This is a genomic window from Capsulimonas corticalis (assembly GCF_003574315.2).
Taxonomy (GTDB): domain Bacteria; phylum Armatimonadota; class Armatimonadia; order Armatimonadales; family Capsulimonadaceae; genus Capsulimonas; species Capsulimonas corticalis.
This window is the reverse complement of record NZ_AP025739.1, coordinates 2,134,856-2,151,448: the sequence shown is the minus strand read 5'-3', so window position 1 is coordinate 2,151,448 and position 16,593 is coordinate 2,134,856. Positions and strand designations below refer to the sequence as shown.

Genomic DNA, 16,593 nt, shown 5'->3' with positions numbered 1-16,593 from the left:
TCCCCCTCGTCCGGTTTGACAAATATTCCGCCGTAAAGCCCGCGCCGCACTCGCGTTATACAATATGACAATAGTGTTACATAGAACGTTGCAAAAATTTTTTCGTTTCGTCCTTCCCGGAACCCATGCCGTGTCCCCGAACAGCCGCGCCGGTCGGGCGCCGGGTATAATCCCGCTATTGACCTTGAACGACGCCGGGGCAAAAGAGCTCGCGCCGGCGGCATCGACGGTCCGGGAGTTTGTCTTTTATGAGCGATGACGCTCGCGCACTGCGCCGCGATTGGAACTTGTTTACCGCCCTGACGTTTTTGTTTTCCTTCGGCTTCGCTGTTTATAGCGGCGTCTTCCAAAACTTCCTGCGCGATGAGCTCCACGCGGGGCCGCTTCAGCTGGGCAGCCTGGAGTCCATGCGCGAGATCCCTGGCTTCTTGACAGCGATTATGGCGGGAACGCTGATCGCGCTCGCGGAATCGCGCGTCGCCGGTCTTGGGCTTTTGATCACCGGAATCGGTATCGGCGCGACCGGGCATATGCACAGCTTCGCGCCGCTGGTCGCGATCACGGTCTTCTGGTCGATCGGCTTCCACCTCTACGCCTCAATGTCCTCGGCGATCACCTTGACGCTCGCGAAGGGCCAGGAGGGCGGGCGGCATCTGGGCCGTATGGCGGCGGTCGGCTCGGTGGCGACTCTGGCGGGGCTTGGGATCGCCTGGCTGATCAAGCAGCTCTTCGAAGCCGTTCCCTACAACACCTTCTTCTATCTGGCGGGCGCGGCGATCTTCGCCGGCGGCGTCCTCTGCATGATGCTTGGCCACCACTCGGCTTCGGAAGGCTCCCGGGCGCGCCTGATCCTGCGCCGCGAATATGGACTGTTCTACCTGCTGACCTTTCTCGAAGGGTGCCGGCGGCAGATCTTCTCCATCTTCGCCTCGTTCGCCCTGATCCTAGTCTACCATGTGCCGCTCGCGCACATGCTGGCGCTCCAGTTGATCAATTCGATCCTGATCGCCGTGACCGCGCCCTACATCGGTAAACTTGTCGATCGCAAAGGCGAACGCGGCCCGCTGACCTTCTACAGCATCGGCCTGATCGTCGTCTTCCTCGGCTACGCCACCACGAAAACCGTCGGCGCTCTGTACGCGCTCTTTTTGCTCGACAACATCCTGTTCACCTTCGGCGTCGGCTTCACCACCTATCTGAACCGGATCGTCCGCAAGGGCGAGCTCACACCCTGCGTCGCCATGGGCCTGACCATGAACCACGTCGCCGCCGTCACCGTCCCCATCGGCGGCGCGTGGCTCTGGCAGCGCTTCCACAACTACCAGCTCCCCTTCTGGATCGGCGTCGCCATCGCCGCCGTCTCCCTCCTCGCCATGCGCTGGCTGCCGACAGGACCGCCGCCGTCCGGGCGGGTGAGCGGAGAGGAAGAGGAGATGGAGGCGGTGGAGGAGAAGCTGGGGCGGGTTTGAGTAATGAGATAGCTATCGACTGGTCGTAGTCGCTCATAACAATGACGGCAAAGTGATGCGCCGGCAGTTAAAACCGCGCCTCCGAGAGCGCAGAAACCCACCTGCGTGGGTTACATATTCAGCCACGATACCGCCTAATAAGACGTTCACATTCGGCGGTATCGTTAAGGAGAATGTAGTCCGCGCAGGCGGGCTTTTGCGCTCTCGGAGGCGCGGTTTTAACCGCCAGCCTCTTCCGTAGGGATTGCGTCACCAAATCGGCAACACTCATTAACCACCGGCCTTTTGGCCGATTTATCTATTCGCAGCGTCCACAACATTTAGCCATGAGGCGTCTCCAACTGCTCCTCCAGCGTCGTCAAAAACCGCTCCGCGACTTGCGCCGCGAGCGCTGTGTCCTGGGACTGGATCGCGTTCAATAGCTCTTCGTGGATGTCGCAATGAGTCGCCAGCGGGTACTTTTCCATATTGGCGACAACGAGGCTGCGCAGTGGCGTTTCGAAGTCTTCGTAGAGCGCCAGTAAGATCGGGTTGTGCGCGGCGGCGGCCACGCCGAGGTGGAAGGCGATGTCGGCTTCCAGGAAGCGCCAGCTTTCGCCCTCCTGAGCGGCCTGACGCTGCTGCGCGAGCAGCTGGGTCAGTTGTTCAAGCTCCTCGTCCGTGCGACGCAGCGCCGCCAGCCGCACGGCCTCCAGCTCCAGGCCGCGCCGCACTTCCATCAGCTCACGCAAATCGGCGTTCGGAAAACGCGCCGCGAAGTTTCCTGTGTCCATAACGTTATATACCATGTCTTCTCATGAAGCTGTCGAATGAAATTGCGCGAAAGTCGCCAGGACAGTTTGGGGAACGATTCAGCGGATGGCCGAGTTCGAAAATTGGGCATACTCTCATCGCAGAGCGACGAAAATCACAGCAGAAGGTGACACTATGGCAAATCGCACACTGGGAAATTCCGGCATCGAAGTCGCGCCGCTGGCGTTCGGCGGCAATGTGTTTGGATGGACGATCGACGAAGCGCGTTCGTTTGAATTGCTGGACGGCTTTACGGCGGCTGGATTCAACTTGATCGATACGGCGGACGTCTATTCGGCGTGGGCGCCCGGCAACAAGGGCGGGGAATCGGAATCGATCGTCGGCAACTGGGTCAAGAGCCGGGGCAACCGGGACAAGGTCGTGATCGCGACCAAGGTCGGGATGGAGCTGGCTCCAGACAAAAAAGGACTTTCGAAAGAATATATCTTCCGGGCGGTCGAGGACTCGCTGACGCGGCTCCAGACGGATTATATCGACCTGTATCAGTCGCACCGGGACGATGCGGAGACGCCTCTGGAGGAGACGCTGTCCGCCTACGCCACGCTGATCCAGCAGGGCAAGGTGCGCGCCATCGGCGCATCCAACTACTCGGCGGCCCGCCTCGCCGAGGCGCTGGAGGTCAGCGAGAAACACGGCCTTCCGCGTTATGAGACGCTTCAGCCCGAATACAATCTCTACGAGCGCGCCGGCTTCGAGGCGGAGCTGGAGCCGCTGGTCCTCAAGCACAATATCGGCGTGATCAACTACTTCGCATTGGCGAGCGGCTTTTTGACCGGCAAGTACCGTTCTGAAGAAGACCTGACCAAGAGCAAGCGCGGCCAGGGCAACAAGAAGTATCTCAACGACCGCGGCTTCGCCATCTTAAAGGCGCTGGACGAAATCTCCGCCAAGCACGGCTCCACGCCCGCCCGCGTCGCCATCGCCTGGCTGATCGCCCGGCCCAGCGTCACCGCCCCCATCGCCAGCGCCACCAGTTTAGATCAATTGACCGATTTGATCGAGTCGACCAAACTGGTGCTGGACACGGCGGACATCGTGCGCCTGGACGCGGCGAGCGGGTAGGCGAACGCGGCCCTCACCCGGCCCTTCGCCAACTCTCTTCATTCGGGGAGAGGATTAAGAGTAAGATTTTTGGATCTTTGATCCAAACAAAACTCCCTCTGACTCCCCCTCTCCCAGAATTGGGAGAGGGGGCCGGGGGGTGAGGGCCCCCTCCTCTAATCATCCCCGTCCTTCTCCTTCACCTGCGCCACTGACAGCGCGTAGCGCCGCGCGGGCGGCGTGGTTCCCTTGATGGATCGCCAGAGGATGTCGTTGAGCTGCTCGTCGGGCGCGGATTCTTCCCGGCGTGGGTTGAGCAGGCGGGAGCTGTCCTGGGCGCGATACGCCTTTTTGGTGTTCACTTCGGCGAGGATCTCTTTCGACGGCAGAAGGGCGTCGTAGGGATCGGCGTTGACCGCGTTTTTTTGGAAGATATCGATGGGCGGGGCGATGGCGTCGTACTGGGTCATCGGCGGCAGGCCGAGCAGCAGCTCGATCGTGCGCAGGGCGCTGTCGGTGTTGTAGAAATGGCTGTCGTGGGTCGCCTTTTCGATGAACGGGCTGATCACGTAGGCGGTGGAACGGTGCGCGTCCACATGGTCATAGCCGTTCTGCGCGTCGTCTTCGACAATCACGATCGCCGATGATTTCCAATAAGGACTGTGGCTGATCGTGTCCACGATCTGGCCGACGGCGTAGTCGTTGTCCGCCACCATGGCGCGCGCGGAGGAGGATCCGGCCGAGGTGCCCGCCGTGTGGTCGCGCATCACGCGGATCATGGAGAAGCTGGGCAGATTTCCGTTCTTGACGTACTCAACGAACTCCCGTTTCCAGGCGGTCACGCGGGACGGATCTTTGTATTTTCCATAGCTCACCATCTGCTTGGGCGCGGGATCGATCTTGGCGTTCAGCCACGCTTCGCTGTCGGCGTAGGACGTATCGAACTGCCGGAACTCGGCGCAGCTCTTGCCGAGAAGCGTCTTTTTGGTCGGACTGTTCTCCAGCCCCTCGGTCCCCTGCTCCGCCGTCTTGCGCGGAATCTCCAGGTCGTCGGTGAAGAAGCCGTAGTTGCGGAACGACACCCTGTGGCCGGCGCAAAGGTCCCAGAGGTAGCCGCCGGGCGGACGGGCGGCGTCAGGGGCGTCGATGCGGTCCACGGCGACACCGTTGTTGGTTCCCTCAAAGTCGTAAGGGCGCTGCCGGCTGGAGTAGTTGTGCGGAACATTGCGCGCGGTGTACTCCGACGCCATCGCGCCGGTGGACCAGTTCCAGCCGTCCCCGGAGACCTCGGCGCAGCAGTAGAAGTTGTCGAGCAGCACAAACCGCTCGGCCAGCGCGTGCAGATTCGGGGTGACGTCGCGCCCGAACAGGACGATCGACGGATCGCCGTCGCCCTGCGGCAGATCGCCGAGCACCTGATCGTAGGTCCGATTTTCCTTGATCAGATAGAACACATGCTTGACGCCGGGGTTGTGGAACTTCGCCCTTTTCCTCATGGCGCCCTGGTTGTTCGCGAGGACGCGCGCCGTTGTCTCTTTCAGCGGCGGCAGGCTGCTCAGGTCCACGGTCGTCACCGTTCCCTCAATGATATTCTGGATATACTGTGGCCGCTCGGTCAGAGTGCGGCTGGGCGTATCGTTGGGGTTACGCGCAGCCACCCCCTTGGCGTTCGCGATAAAGAGACGCTGTCCGTCGGGCGAGACGACTGCCCCCGTGGGATACCAGCCGGCGGGCAGATATCCGGCGAGCTTGGCGTCGGGCAGGTTCACGACGGCGACCGCATTCATGTCTCCAAGCGTCACATACAGCGTCTTCTCATCGGGAGAGAGCGCCAGGCCCGTCGGCGTCGAGCCGGGCAGGCCGCGCATATTGTCGGGACGCATCAAGACGGTCCGGGTCACCTTGTCCGTGCGGGTGTCGATGACGCTCACCGTGTCGCCGCCGGCGTTCGCCACGAACAGGCGCGCCTGCGCCTTGTCCAACAGCAAGCCGATGGGCTGTGTTCCCGTCGCGATCTCACGCACGGACTTTCCAGCGATGGGGTCCACGACCGAGACATTGGCCCGCTGCTCGCTGGTGACATAGACTTTATGGCCGGCCTCCGCGCCCGCCGTCACGGCGGCGACGGCGTAGGGGTAGCCGGGCAGATCCACATTTGCCTTCTCGGCTCCGCTCGCCGTGTCAAAAATCCGCAGGGATCCCCGCAGATCGTGTTTGGGGTCCACGCTGTTGTCGGCGGCGTAAATCGCGGCGCCGTCGCCGCTCACCGCCAGGCCCGCGACATGGGCGAGCGCGCCGTTTGCCTCCGGCGCCAGCGTCAGCGTCTTGCCGGTGTCCGTCAGTTTCCCGTCTCCGTCCAGCGAGTAAATCCCTACGATGCCTTCGCCGCCGCGCGAGGCGTACACCGTCGTCACGCCGTTCTCGGTTTTGCCGCAGGCGAGGCCGTAGTAAAGCGCCTGTTTTTTCTTCTTAATGACCGTACTGGGGCCGTTGAAATCGAGCTGGCTCACCATTGCGCCATCGCTCACGCGCAGCACCGAAAGATATTCGCGGTAACCGGAGTTGGTGACGAGGATATACTTGCCATCGGGTGAAAGCGCGAGGTTCGAGGGGAAGCTCCCGACATTCGTCTGCTTGCCTTCGGGAGTGATCTGCTTGCCGGTGACCAGCGGAGGGTTGGTTTCCGAGGAGATAACGGGGGTATTCGGAGCCGCCGCCATCGCGGCGGCGCCCACGGCCGCGAGCGCCGCCGCCGGGAGATATTTCATTCGCATCGTTCGATCGATTCCTTGCCGGGTATTTCCGAAAACAACGTGGCCGGCGAGAACATTCTCGCCGGCCATTCGCCCAAGATCGCGCCGTTTAATTACACTGATCGTCCTGGATCGTCCACATACAAGGTGTGGTCGTTCCCCACTTCTTGTATCCCGAGTGACCATCGCCGTAAAGTACGACGAAACCGCCGGTGTGACGATAGGCGACTTTGGAGTACGTCGCATCATTGAACATGTCCGTGCGGTTATCGTACTGCAAGCCGCGCATCGAGGGTCCCTGATTGAAGGTCGTCGGAGATAGCGCTAGCGGGGAAACCATTCCGTCCACAATGTGGATCGTGCCAGCAGGATCCGCGATGTCCGCCATCGTGCGGGTAAACGTCGTTCCTTTTCCCACCCATCCAGATTTCAAATTGCTGACATAGTCGACAAATCCAGGATAGGTTTTGCCGTTGCTGCATGGGCGAAGCGCAATAATGTTATGCCACGGATCCGGCGTACCGTTCGTAGTGGGGATCAAGTTTCGAGCGTAAGACAATCGCGGGACGAGAGAAATCGACGTCGGGCTTCCATCGCCGGCGGTCGTTCCGACAGTCACCGCAACGCCGGTAAACTTGTTTGTGCCGGGCACATACTTCGTATCGCCGCCAGTCAGCGTGTCGTTGGCGCTTGGGCACACGAATACCTGGGCGTTTTTAATATAGGAATAAATCATCGTCGGCCACGAAGCAGAGTTCGACGACGGCACGATGGCCTCATCGTAGTCCTGCGTATACATGAGCATTCCGGTGCCAATCTGACGCATGTTGCTCAGACACGCCGCTTGGCGAGCCTTTTCGCGCGCCTGGGCAAAGACCGGGAACAGAATGGCGGCAAGAATCGCGATTATTGCGATGACGACGAGTAATTCTATCAACGTAAAACCGGACGTGTGTTTAGAGCGAGAGATTTGCATTGGTATTTCCTATGTAACGATATGAATATAAGATGGCGTAATGTGGCGTAGAAGAATGCCTAAGCGTTTGCTCAAGCGACTAGGAGTTTACCAGCCATCGATTAAGTGAAGGTTAAGCGAAGGTTATGGGAAGATTAAATCTTAGAAAATTTTCATGAATGGACGGCGAGGGGCAAGGCCCCTCGCCGTCTGGAGATTCACAATCAACGCAAAGCGCCTGCACTTTGCATCGACCGCAATATTTCTTGATGGTTCTGCGTGACTGCGGCTTTACTACTTCGCCGACGGCTGTCCAGACGCGTCTGCGGGAGGCGCGATCCCCGCCTGCTGCATCTGCTTCGCCATGGCTTCCGGAGATTTCGTATGCAGAACGATTGGATGCCCCGGCGTCGCGACAATCGGCGGTGCGGCCGTGAGCGTCGGGTCCACGGACTCTCTCTTGTTCGAAATCGCGAATACGATCGCGATGACGATTAGGACGCCCAGTCCGGCGATCAGCCATGTGTTCACGGGGATCTTCTTTTTCGCGTGCGCGGCTGCGGGATTCGCCATTTCTCTCACTTCTCCCTCAGGACTACATATCGGTATCGCCGGACTTTTTCAGCGACCAGAGATACTTGCTGAAATCGAGGATGAAAATGCTCCCCCGATCCGCGCCCGTATTCCAGTTGGTGCCTGCCGCCAGATTGCCCGGCGTCAGCCACTTGACATGGCCATCGCAGAACATGACGTTCGTACCGCCGGTGTGGCGCACGGAGACGCGGTCCGTATTGGTGTTGCCGGGCTCGTCGCCGGACACGCCGAAGGAGCCCGGACCGCCGGACCCGGCGGTCGCGGCCTGATCCCAGCCTTGATGGCTGCCCCAGCTCCAGGAGGTGCATGCGATCGGAGCGTTCCAGGTCGCCGGAGCGCCGGTCCAATATCGATACATCCACGCGGTGCTGGCGTCGTAGAACAGCGGCTTGGCGTCGACGGCAAAGACCGTCTCCGAAGGCGCCTCCATCTGGCTCTGCTGGACCGGAATGCCCTGATGTCCTTCGCCCGCCTCACTCGGCGGATCGCTGTAGGCGGTTTTCGTTGTCTGGTCGCAGCCGGGCTCGGGATTCATATAATCCGCGTTGATCGCGTAGCTGGAGTTGACGGCCTGAAGGTAATTGGGATCCGAGAAGGAGATCGTGTCGCCCTGGAACCGGGTGAACTTGGTGGCGAGGGCACTCGAGTCGCTGGGGCAGCGGAACACCGACCAGGATTTGGTATAAGGCTGGAGAGCGATTGTCCAGGTGATCAGTTGTTTTGTTCCACCGGCGGGATAGACAAAATAGTCGACCATCGGTTCACGATCGTCGTAATCGCCGATATATTGAAGGTTGGCCAGCGCGATCTGCTTCTCGTTGCTGGCGCAGGAGGTCTGACGCGCCTTCTCACGCGCTTTGGCGAAGACCGGAAAGAGTATTGCTGCGAGAATCGCTATAATGGCGATGACGACGAGCAGTTCAATCAGAGTAAAACCGGCGGCGGCGCGCGAAGAACGCGCGCTGGGAAGTTGTTCCATGTTGAGTTTCCTGTCGATAATAAGCGCCGGTTCCGAATCCGGCGGCGGCGCATACGATTGTGCAAACGATCAGGAGTTTACCGCCGGATTGTTAAGAGAAAATTAGATGAGTGTTATGAAAATGTTAAATTCTTGTCAAGGTTTGGTTCTTCAAGAGCGGAGGATCGTCCAGAGATGGAGCCAGAGGAATTCAATATGGAGAGGGGCGTGCGGACGACGGCCGTCGTCCGCACAACGTTCCATGCCGATTTAATCGTCCCCCACCCGCGCCAGTGAGAGCGAATATCGCCTTGGCGGGGGCGGCGTTCCCTTGGCTGAGCGCCAGAGGATGTCGTTGAGTTCTTCGTCGGGTCCGGATTCTTCCCGAAGCGTATTGAGCAGGCGGGCGCTGTCGGCGGCGCGATAGGCTTCCTTGGTGTTTACCGCCGCCAGGATGCTGCGGGCGGGAAGCACCGCGCGGTAGGGTTCGGCGTTGACCGCGTTTTTTTGGAAGACGTCGATGGGCGGGGCGATGGCGTCGTACTGGGTCATCGGCGGCAGGCCGAGCAGTTGTTCGATCGTGCGCAGGGCGCTGTCGGTGTTGTAGAAATGGCTGTCGTGGGTCGCCTTTTCGATGAACGGGCTGATCACGTAGGCGGTGGACCGGTGCGCGTCCACATGGTCGTAGCCGTGCTGGGCGTCGTCCTCCACCACAACGATGACGGACGATTTCCAGTAGGGGCTGTGGCTGATAATATCGACGACCTGACCGACAGCGTAGTCGTTGTCCGCGACCATGGCGTTCGGCGTCGAGCACCCATCCCAGGTGCCCGCGGTGTGATCGCGTCCGAGGCGCAGCATCGTAAAGCGCGGCAAGGCGCCGGTTTTCACGTACTCGGCGAACTCGCGCTTCCAGGCGGACACACGAGAAGGGGCGTCGTACTTGCCATAGGTCTTGAGCTGACGGGGCGCGGGAGCGAACTTGGCGTCGATCCAGGCGTCGCTATCGGCGTAGTTGGTGTCGAACTCACGAAACTCGGCGCAGGTTTTGCCAAGCAGCGTCTTCATGGTCGGACTGTTCTCCAGCCCTTCGGTCCCACGCTCCGGCGTTTTGCGCGGAACGTCGAAATCGTCCATAAAGAAGCCGTAATCGCGGAACGAGACACCGTGGGCGGCGCACAGATCCCAGAGGTAGCCCCCGGGCGGACGATTGGCGTCGGGGATATCCAGACGATCCACGGCGATTCCGTTGTTGCTGCCTTCAAAATCGTACGGACGACGACGCCCTCCATAGTTGTGCGCGACGTTGCGCGCGTTGAACTCCGACGCCATCGCGCCGGTGGACCAGTTCCAGCCGTCCCCGGAGACTTCGGCGCAGCAGTAAAAGTTGTCGAGCAGCACAAACCGCTCGGCCAGCGCGTGCAGATTCGGGGTGATGTCGCGGCCATAGAGGACCAGAGACGGATCCCCGTCGCCCTGCGGCAGATCGCCGAGCACCTGATCGTAGGTCCGATTTTCTTTGATGATATAAAAAACGTGTTTGACGCCCGGGTTCTGAAACTTTGGTTTCCTTCCAAGAACCCCCTGATTGTTCGCCAGCACTCTCGCCGTCAGCGTCTTCAGCGTCGGAAGCGCCGCCAGATCGATCGTCGTGACCGTGCCCTCGATAATGTTCTGGATATACTGTGGCCGCTCGGTCAGAGTGCGGCTGGGCGTATCGTTGGGGTTACGCGCAGCCACCCCCTTGGCGTTGGCGATAAAGAGACGCTGTCCGTCGGGCGAGACGACTGCCCCCGTGGGATACCAGCCGGCGGGCAGATATCCTATGAGCTTGGCGTCGGGCAGGTTCACGACGGCGACCGCGTTCATGTCTCCGAGCGTCACATACAGCGTCTTCTCATCGGGAGAGAGCGCCAGGCCCGTCGGCGTCGAGCCGGGCAGGCCGCGCATGTTGTCGGGACGCATCAAGACGGTTCGGGTCACCTTGTCCGTGCGGGTGTCGATAATGCTCACCGTGTCGCCGCCGGCGTTCGCCACGAACAGGCGCGCCTGCGCCTTGTCCAGCAGCAAGCCGATGGGCTGGGTTCCCGTCGCGATCTCACGCACGGACTTTCCGGCGACAGGGTCCACGACCGAGACATTGGCGCGCTGTTCGCTGGTGACATAGACTTTATGGCCAGCCTCCGCGCCCGCCGTCACGGCGGCGACGGCGTAGGGGTAGCCGGGCAGATCCACATTTGCCGTTTCCCTCACGGACGCGGTGTCGAAGATTCGCAGGGATCCGCGCATGCCGGCCTTGGGAACCCCGCTGTTGTCGGCGGCGTAGAGATGCGCGCCGTCCCCACTCACGGCGAGGCCCGCCGTGTAAGCGAGATCGCCGCCCGGCTCCGGCGTCAGCGTCAGCGTTTTGCCGGTATCCGTCAGCGCGCCCTCGGCGTCCAGCGACAGGACGCTCACCATGCCCTCGCCGCCGCGCGAGGCGTACACCGTCGTCACGCCGTTCTCGGTTTTGCCGCAAACGAGGCCGTAGTAAAGCGCCTGCTTGTTATCCACTACCGTGCTGTGTTTGTTGAAGTCGAGGCGGCTGATTAGCCGGCCGTCGGCGACGCGCAGCACGGACAGATACTCGCGCATGCCGGCGGTCGTGACCAGAATATACTTTCCGTCCGGCGACAGCGCGAGGTTCGCGGGAAAGCTGCCGACATTGGTCTGCGCGCCTTCCGGCGTCAGCGTCTTACCGGTGACCAGTGGGAGATTGGCGGGTGTGGGAGCGGGCGTCTTCGGCGCCGCCATCACGGCCGCCGTGGCGGCGATTAAGGCAGCCGCCGCGATCCATTGCATTCGCATCGTTCGATGATTTCCTTGGACAGATACCACGGCGCGCAAAAGTGCGCGAACCGCCGCAAGTTTACCCAAGATAGGTTAAGAAGGCGTTAAGCGCCGATGCAGGCGCCGATCCCCGTGGAGAGCGCCAGCGCATCGCCCATCGCCGCTCCGGCGGCGGTGTTGTCGAAGACGCACCAGGAGCCGGGCGCCAGCGCCGCCGCGAGCGTCTCCAGATACTCGGGGGAATAGTCGGAGTAGTAGATGCGGGGCGAGCCATGGAGGCGAAAGTAGGTCAGCCCAGGCCAGCCGCCGGGCCGCGCGGCTTCGGAACAGACGGCGGGGTCGGCGGCGACGCGGGCTGCTTGGCATCCGACGAGCAGCGCCTCAGCTTCCGGCGTGAACCAGCTGGCGTGGCGCGGCTCGCAGGCGATCCCGCCGGAATGCCGCGCGCGCAGCGCGTCGAAAAAGGCGGCGGCGATCTCTGGATCGAATGCGAGGCTTGGGGGCAGCTGGACGAGCAGCGGGCCAAGCTTATCTCCCAAATGTCCGCATTCGCTCAGAAATTGGTCCATGGGCTCGGCAAACTCCGTCAGCTTTCGCGTATGCGTGATCTCGCGCGGGATTTTGACGGAGAATTGGAAACCATCGGGAACGGACGCCGCCCAGCGCTCGTAAGTCGCGGGCCGGTGCAGGCGATAGAAGGAAGAGTTGATCTCGACCGCGCGCAGGCGCGCGGCGTAACGCTCCAAATGACTGCCTTCAGCCGGAAACGCGGCGGCGCACCCCTTCGGAATACTCCAGCCGGCGCAGCCGATCCGCATGGGCGGCGCACTGGCGTCACTCATCGCGCGCCGCCTCGGATGAGGACCAGGTTTCCCAGGCGGCGCGGACGGTCGGGCCGGGATCGTTTTCTTCGATCTGCTGGACTCGATACTGCTCGATCCGCGTGATGGGCTCCAGCGGAACTCCATCGACGACGGCTGTGAGGACAACAGAGCTATCCGTGTCCTCCCGATGCGCTTTCGCTTCGTATCGCTTGTCGTGATCCTTGATAAACTGCGCGAGCGCCTCCGCCTGGTTGTCTTTCATGGAAAATCTATATCCAGAACTCAGGAATTGGAAACCACGACAAGCAAACAAACGCAAAATTACTCTCGTTGCTTCTCATTATGTACATATTTACATTAGTACAAAATTGCAATTCTGCACAAGACCACTATTAATGAATTCTAATATAAACTTAACATTGACTTAACATTGCGGCCAAAATCGGTGGGTACTATGTTGCGGCAAGACGAGATTTTTCGCCATTTGCTTTTTCCCATATTCCACGAAGGAGCGCACGATGAAACGAGCCCCGCTGGCTGCATTTCTATTCGCAAGCATTGCTATCTGCGCGCCGGGCGCCAACGCCGCGCACCCCCATGTACAATATCAGGTAACGAACTTCACGCTTTCCGGCGGCGACCCAACGTTCTCAGTCGCCAGCGACGTCACATTCCAGAACCTGGATCTTACCGAGACTTTCGCGGACTCGACCACGCAGACCCTTAGCCTCTATGATCTGACGAGCTACTCCAAAACAAACACACTGGACACGGGCGTCCTTTCGGTTTACACCAATCCGTTTTCGTACGCGGACATGGGTCATGGCGCGATCACCTCGGCGACGCTGAACGGTTCGTTCGATCTGACGAACCTGGATATCGAGAAGAGCTTCGGCGGCCCCCTCTCCAGCGCGAATGTATTCCCGTCCTTCACGGCGTCCTTCACGCCCGGATCGTTCAACAGCTTCTTCGACGTCTTCACGAACATCTACGCCGTCGACGCGCAGACGGGCGAAAAGTACGGCGTGGGAACCTTCGGCCTGACGGCGACCCCGGTTCCGGAACCCTCCGGCCTCGTCGCCATGCTCGCGGCGTCCGGCCTGGCGCTCCTGGGCTTTCTCTTTCGCCGCACGCGCAAAGGCGCCGTGGTCGCGATTGCGGTGGTCGCCGCCGCCGGCGTCCCGCAGCCCCCGGTGAAGGCCGCGACGATTGACGCCGGCAACTGGGCGTCGGTCACCGCTCCCGTTTATGGCTCCTCCCAGAGCGGCGTCTACAGCGGCGCCGAGCTCTTCACCGGCCCAAACCAGTTCGGCTCGTACTTCAGCGGCGTCCTGCCCAACGGCCGGATCGTCCGACCGGCGGGCGTCAGCGCGCAGATCGGCATGAACCCGCTCGGAACGGCCCTGACGCCCGACGGCAAATATCTGATCACGACCAACGACGACGAGCGGGACGGCTCCGGCGCCAGCTCGTTCTCGCTGCAGAGCTCGATCAACCGCGGCGGCTACTCGATCTCGGTGATCGATACGGCGACGCTGAGCGTCGTCAGCCAGATCAACACCGCCGGCAAGCTCTTCGTCGGCCTCCAGGCGACGGGGTCGGGCACGTACACGATCTGGGCCTCCAGCGGCGGCGACAACAGCATCAAGCTGTTCACCGTCTCCAGCGCCGGCGCGATCGCCGGACCGGTCGGCTCCATCGCCATCGCGCCGATCACGCCGCAGAGCGCGGGATATGTCTCCAACTACACGCCCATCGGCGCGGCGGCCACGACGACTTCGGCCCCCACGGGCTACAGCAAAAGCGGCGCGAAGATCACCTTCCCCGCCGGATCCGCGCTGAGCCCCGACGGCAAATTCCTCTACGTGGCCTGTAACGGCGACAACAGCGTCGCGATCATCGACACGGCGAGCAAAACGGTCGTCAAGCAGGTCCCGGTCGGATACTTCCCCTACGCCGTTGCGGTCAGCAAGGAAGGCAACAAGATCCTGGTCTCCAACTGGGGCGCCACCGAGTACAAGTTCAAGAACCCGGCCTACGACGGCGCGGGCAACCTGACGTCGATCGCGCCGGTCCCCGGCAACGCGCCCGACGGCTACTATGTCCCGGTGACCAGCACGACGGGTTCGAACCCGAAGACCTCCTCGATCTCGATCCTGGCCGCTCCCGGCGCCAACGGCGCGAGCGCCAGCCTGCTGGGCTCGATCTACGAAGGCGCGCCGCTCGACCAGCTTTACCAGGTCGGCGACACGCATCCCTCGGCGCTCGCCTCCGTGCGGCGCGGAACGGTCGAAGTGCTGTATGTGGCGAAGGCCAATGACGACAGCCTCGGCCTGATCCAGGTCAGCAACAACCGCAAGCTGCCCGACTTCGATCTCTCCCCGATCGGCGTCACGCTGCTCGACGGCCACAAAATCCACGGCTCCTACCCGAACGCGCTGGCCGTTTCTCCGGACAACACCCGGCTATATGTGGCCGAAGCCGGCCTCAACTCCGTCGCGGTGCTCGACACCACCGTCCCGACCGCGCCCAAACTGATCGGCCGCATCCCTACCGGCTGGTATCCCACGGGCCTGAGCGTCAGCCCCGACGGCAAAACGCTCTATATCGTCAACGCCAAGGGCGTCGGCGAGGACATCAACCCGAACACCGTGAACGCGGGACACAATCCGACAGGGATTGAATCCTTCACGGACGGCAACTACATCTTCGGCACAGTGCAGAAGGTGGACTTGACCGCGACGCATCCGAATAAGACACAGGTCCCGTCGTATAACTACGCGATCAATCCTCCGGCCGACACCAGCGTCGTCCCGGCGGGCGGCGCGGCGTCGAACAAGATCAAGCACGTGTTCTTCATCCTGCATGAGAACAAGACGTTTGACTCCATGCTCGGTAACCAGAACGGCCACTTCGGTCCCTACGCCAGCCTGACCTACAACAACCCGGACGGAAGCCCGTTCGTGAACGGTCAGTACACAGGCGTTTCGCTGAACACGCAGCAGTTGGCGACGACGTTCGCCACGGCCGTCAACTACTACTCGGACTCCGAGGAGAGCGACGCCGGCCATCAGTTCTCCGCGTCGGGCACCGCCACCGACTATACCGAAAAGACCCTGCTGGTAAAGTCCGGCCGCGGCCTCCTGGTGAACAAGAACTTCGAGCCGGAAGATTATCCCGAAGGCGGATACATCTTCAATAACGCGGCGCGCAACGGCGTTTCTTTCAAGGACTACGGCGCCTTGATCCGGATCGTCGGCACGGACACCGGAACGAGCGTTCCGACGACCATCGACGATCCCGCAAGCGGCCTTGCCGGCTACCCGCAGCTGCAAGCGGACGCCTTCCACATCACCTCGCCGCTGGTCAACGCGGGCGACACCGAGAGCACGACGCAGGGCCTGGGCCAGGCGTACTTCATGGCGCTGCCGATCCTGAGCGTGCTGGGAACGAGCAACCCGTCGGGAGAAGCGCGTCTTGATAAGAACTATCCGGGATACAACTTCAATATCTCGGATCAGCGCCGCGCGAAGGAGTTCATCAAGGACTTCGACCGCCAGCTGGCGAACGGCACGCTGCCGCAGTTCATCTATCTCTACCAGCCCAACGACCACACCGGCGGCGTCCAGGCGCCCAACGCCGGCGCGGTGGGAACCTCCCCGCTCCAGCAGGTCGGCGACGGCGACACGGGCCTCGGCATGGTCGTGAACCATATCATGAAGAGCCCCGCGTACTACGACCCGAGCACGGACACCGGCAGCGCGATCTTCATCACCTACGACGACGCGCAGTCCTCGCTGGACCACATCCAGCAGCACCGCACGCCGCTGGTGGTCGTCAGCCCGTTCGCCAAGCCCGGCTACCTCGCCAAGAAGCACTATGTCACGGCGTCCGTCGTCAAGACCGAGGAGCTGCTGCTGGGCCTTCCGCCGAACAACCTGGGCGACCTCTTCGCGACCGACCTTCGCGATCTGTTCCAGCCGACCTATAACGGAATCACGGCGTCTTCCGTGCCGGTGACCCGCACCGCCCAGTACACGCCGTCGCCCGAAGGCCGCAAGATCTGGTCGCTGGTCGCCAAGCTTGACTCCTCCGCTCCGGACCGCGATAGCCACCGCCTCGGCGCGCTGGCCCGCATGTCGGTCAAGGCCGACGAAGTCCATAGCGCCGCCGTCAAGAAGAACCACCTGCACAGCGCCGCGTATAAGGCGCTTCAGGCCCGACTGTACCAAACCGCCCTCACGCTGGTCAACGGCCCTGCCCCCAAGGACTCCGACGACTAAGCCCATCCCCGCCGTCTCCGCGCCGATCCCCCAAAGGCGCGGAGAAGGCCCCCATTGGAAAATTTTAATCTTTG

11 protein-coding genes are annotated in these 16,593 nt (G+C 61.6%); 3 read left to right on the top strand and 8 right to left on the bottom strand.

Translation table 11 applies throughout. The features are described 5' to 3' along the window. Positions 1 to 248 precede the first annotated feature (248 nt). Positions 249 to 1,469: an MFS transporter gene (locus tag D5261_RS09185; protein WP_119324166.1), complete on the top strand. Its 1,221-nt coding sequence runs from the start codon at positions 249 to 251 to the stop codon at positions 1,467 to 1,469. A 320-nt stretch (positions 1,470 to 1,789) separates the two neighbouring features. Here the strand turns inward: D5261_RS09185 and D5261_RS09180 are convergent, their stop codons facing one another. Continuing rightward, entirely contained in the window at positions 1,790 to 2,257 is a 468-nt protein-coding gene (locus tag D5261_RS09180) for a FadR/GntR family transcriptional regulator (RefSeq protein ID WP_119324167.1), read from the bottom strand. A gap of 139 nt (positions 2,258 to 2,396) precedes the next feature. On the opposite strand from D5261_RS09180, the gene D5261_RS09175 reads away from it, so the two are divergent. Further along, positions 2,397 to 3,344 (top strand): aldo/keto reductase, encoded by a 948-nt coding sequence (locus D5261_RS09175; RefSeq protein ID WP_119324168.1) that lies wholly within the window; start codon positions 2,397 to 2,399, stop codon positions 3,342 to 3,344. A 155-nt stretch (positions 3,345 to 3,499) separates the two neighbouring features. Here the strand turns inward: D5261_RS09175 and D5261_RS09170 are convergent, their stop codons facing one another. From D5261_RS09170 to D5261_RS09140, 7 genes are all read right to left on the bottom strand, one after another. After that, the gene (locus tag D5261_RS09170; RefSeq protein WP_165864561.1) at positions 3,500 to 6,097 is read right to left on the bottom strand and encodes a bifunctional YncE family protein/alkaline phosphatase family protein; all 2,598 of its coding nucleotides are present in this window, start codon (positions 6,095 to 6,097) and stop codon (positions 3,500 to 3,502) included. 88 nt (positions 6,098 to 6,185) lie between these two features. Then, positions 6,186 to 7,052 (bottom strand): type II secretion system protein, encoded by an 867-nt coding sequence (locus D5261_RS09165; protein ID WP_119324170.1) that lies wholly within the window; start codon positions 7,050 to 7,052, stop codon positions 6,186 to 6,188. 273 nt (positions 7,053 to 7,325) lie between these two features. Beyond that, positions 7,326 to 7,604, bottom strand: coding sequence for a hypothetical protein (locus D5261_RS09160; RefSeq protein ID WP_119324171.1), 279 nt, complete (start codon positions 7,602 to 7,604; stop codon positions 7,326 to 7,328). Positions 7,605 to 7,626: 22 nt separating this feature from the next. Beyond that, entirely contained in the window at positions 7,627 to 8,604 is a 978-nt protein-coding gene (locus D5261_RS09155; RefSeq protein WP_119324172.1) for a DUF1559 family PulG-like putative transporter, read from the bottom strand. Positions 8,605 to 8,853: 249 nt separating this feature from the next. Next, on the bottom strand, positions 8,854 to 11,430 hold the full coding sequence (locus D5261_RS09150; protein WP_119324173.1) for an alkaline phosphatase family protein: 2,577 nt from the start codon (positions 11,428 to 11,430) through the stop codon (positions 8,854 to 8,856). Positions 11,431 to 11,516: 86 nt separating this feature from the next. Beyond that, a complete protein-coding gene (locus D5261_RS09145; RefSeq protein WP_119324174.1) occupies positions 11,517 to 12,254 on the bottom strand; it encodes a DUF72 domain-containing protein in 738 nt (245 codons plus the stop codon). Continuing rightward, a complete protein-coding gene (locus D5261_RS09140) occupies positions 12,247 to 12,498 on the bottom strand; it encodes a hypothetical protein (protein WP_119324175.1) in 252 nt (83 codons plus the stop codon). Before D5261_RS09140 ends, D5261_RS09145 begins: the two co-directional genes overlap by 8 nt. Positions 12,499 to 12,754: 256 nt before the next feature. On the opposite strand from D5261_RS09140, the gene D5261_RS09135 reads away from it, so the two are divergent. Continuing rightward, complete coding sequence (locus D5261_RS09135; protein WP_119324176.1) at positions 12,755 to 16,519, top strand: alkaline phosphatase family protein; 3,765 nt, start codon at positions 12,755 to 12,757, stop codon at positions 16,517 to 16,519. The last annotated feature ends 74 nt before the right edge of the window (positions 16,520 to 16,593 follow it).

What these genes read in the sequence shown, in the direction of transcription:
- D5261_RS09185 (WP_119324166.1), top strand. Translation starts at nt 249, where the DNA reads ATGAGCGATGACGCTCGCGCACTGCGCCGCGATTGGAACTTGTTTACC.
- D5261_RS09180 (WP_119324167.1), bottom strand. Translation starts at nt 2,257, where the DNA reads ATGGTATATAACGTTATGGACACAGGAAACTTCGCGGCGCGTTTTCCG.
- D5261_RS09175 (WP_119324168.1), top strand. Translation starts at nt 2,397, where the DNA reads ATGGCAAATCGCACACTGGGAAATTCCGGCATCGAAGTCGCGCCGCTG.
- D5261_RS09170 (WP_165864561.1), bottom strand. Translation starts at nt 6,097, where the DNA reads ATGCGAATGAAATATCTCCCGGCGGCGGCGCTCGCGGCCGTGGGCGCC.
- D5261_RS09165 (WP_119324170.1), bottom strand. Translation starts at nt 7,052, where the DNA reads ATGCAAATCTCTCGCTCTAAACACACGTCCGGTTTTACGTTGATAGAA.
- D5261_RS09160 (WP_119324171.1), bottom strand. Translation starts at nt 7,604, where the DNA reads ATGGCGAATCCCGCAGCCGCGCACGCGAAAAAGAAGATCCCCGTGAAC.
- D5261_RS09155 (WP_119324172.1), bottom strand. Translation starts at nt 8,604, where the DNA reads ATGGAACAACTTCCCAGCGCGCGTTCTTCGCGCGCCGCCGCCGGTTTT.
- D5261_RS09150 (WP_119324173.1), bottom strand. Translation starts at nt 11,430, where the DNA reads ATGCGAATGCAATGGATCGCGGCGGCTGCCTTAATCGCCGCCACGGCG.
- D5261_RS09145 (WP_119324174.1), bottom strand. Translation starts at nt 12,254, where the DNA reads ATGAGTGACGCCAGTGCGCCGCCCATGCGGATCGGCTGCGCCGGCTGG.
- D5261_RS09140 (WP_119324175.1), bottom strand. Translation starts at nt 12,498, where the DNA reads ATGAAAGACAACCAGGCGGAGGCGCTCGCGCAGTTTATCAAGGATCAC.
- D5261_RS09135 (WP_119324176.1), top strand. Translation starts at nt 12,755, where the DNA reads ATGAAACGAGCCCCGCTGGCTGCATTTCTATTCGCAAGCATTGCTATC.